Annotated in this window: 2 protein-coding genes; both read right to left on the reverse strand. The window is 45.4% G+C overall.

Annotated features, from left to right (window positions below; translation table 11 throughout):
- A partial coding sequence (locus B7Y67_RS16645; protein WP_293599583.1) for a response regulator occupies positions 1 to 695 on the reverse strand: 695 nt, incomplete at its 3' end.
- 23 nt (positions 696 to 718) lie between these two features.
- Entirely contained in the window at positions 719 to 1,861 is a 1,143-nt protein-coding gene (locus B7Y67_RS16650; protein WP_293599584.1) for a PAS domain-containing sensor histidine kinase, read from the reverse strand.
- Positions 1,862 to 1,894: the final 33 nt, after the last annotated feature.

Consider the following 1,894-nt stretch of genomic DNA (forward strand, 5'->3'; position numbering starts at 1 on the left):
TGACCGAACAAAATCGACTCCAGCAAAGTCTCCGGAATGGCAGCGCAGTTAATGGCTACGTAAGGTCCTTTTGCTCGCTTTGATGTTTTGTGAATATGATGCGCAATTACTTCTTTACCAGCGCCAGATTCACCGGTAACTAAAACACTTGTATCAGTTGCAGCTACTCGTTCACATCTTGTGAAGGTAGCAATACTTTGTGGATCTACGGCAATCACGTTGTGTTCGGCAGGTCGAATCTGTGAGCCCACTTCTTTAGTTTTTGGCGTGGCTTCTACTAGAGCAGATGCTTCAGGTGTGCTTGCAGAATTCGTTTCTGGTGGGTGATAGCGAGAAATAATTTCAATGAGTTGCTGTGGCACAAAAGGCTTAATGAGAAAGTCTCTTGCACCTGCTTTCAGTGCCTCGACTGCAAGCTTAGTATCGGCAAAGGCAGTCATGATTACCACAGGTAAATCAGGACATTCTGTTTGTGCAATCTTGAGCAGATCTAAGCCAGTCATGCCAGGCAGCTTGTAGTCTGTAACCAATACAGTCTTGAGCCCTGGGCGTAAGAGGGGCACTACTGTCTCAGCTCTTTGATGGGTAACAAAGTCAATATTCTTCATACGCAGTGTGACTGCAATAGCCTCTCTGAGGTCTTCATCATCCTCAACCAGAATCACAGGGAAACGTTGATCAATAGCGTCATTCATTTCAATAGTTCGTTTCTCAGTATTTATTGTTGCGTAATGGGTAAGGTGATCTTGAAGACTGCACCGTGCTTGGTGTTGTGAACGGCAATCGTTCCACGGTGGGCATCTAAAGTATTTTTGGCGATCGATAGACCAAGACCAGTGCCATTAGCGCTGGTAGTAGAGAACGGCTCAAACAAGGAGTCAATGATGGTGCTCGCAATACCGGGGCCTTGATCTTCAATGGTGATGATCAATTTCTTTGAATCAATATTTGCAGTCAGTGAGACAGTATCTTGAGGCTGTGAGACTGCTAGTGCGTTTTCAAGAATAGCCACTAATGCATTCGGAATAGATTTTGGTTCTACTAGCAACATGGCCGTCTCAGGAATATTGCATTGAACATTCAGTTTTACTTGCTTTGTTTCAAACAGTGCTTGAATACTAGCTTGCGCTTCATCAATCAGCTGTTTGGCAGAGCTAAGTACAGTTTTGGTGGGGCGATTAGAAATAAATCGCAACATGTCTTGTGAAAGTTTTTCTAGATCGAGCAATTGCTTGCGTAAGCGCAAGGCAAACTCTTTAGCCATCTCTGGCTGTACTTCATCATCACAAAGGTGGGACGAATACAGAAGGGCGGTAGCAAGTGGTGTGCGAAATTGGTGTGCAATACCGGCAGCCATCTTGCCCATGGCAGTCAGGCGATTTTCGCGCTGGGTTTCTTGGTGAAGAGCAATGTTGGCGGTAATGTCTTGAATCTGCACAAAGCTACGTATGCCCTCGTCAATGCGAATGACCTGAACCATTTTTTGCGGGGAGTTGCGATCCTCGGCATTGCCAATCAGGTATTCACCAGGGGCAATAGAGGCTTGCCAATCATGAGGCAACTCAAAATGATTGCCTGTGCTTAAGCTAGGTAAGAACTGAAGGACTGCCGGGTTATGAAGCAGAACAATGTTGTTCTCGAGCAGTATTACTCCAGCTGGAATGGCATTTAATAGGATCCCCAAGCGCTGATTGGACTTTTGCAACTCGGAGCTGAGTTGATTGATCTTCTCTTGAAGGGCTGCTTGCTGAGTCTCGAGTTTTTGAGATTCCGCATAAAAAATGGCAAATGCTTCCTCTAGGTGCTTAGCAGCTAGGGCGGGATCTTTCTCAGCGGTTATATTGGGGGCTGACTTGGTCAATGTATTTATCTATGGCTAAATGCGTATTAAATG

The sequence above is a fragment of the Polynucleobacter sp. 35-46-11 genome, assembly GCF_002281105.1.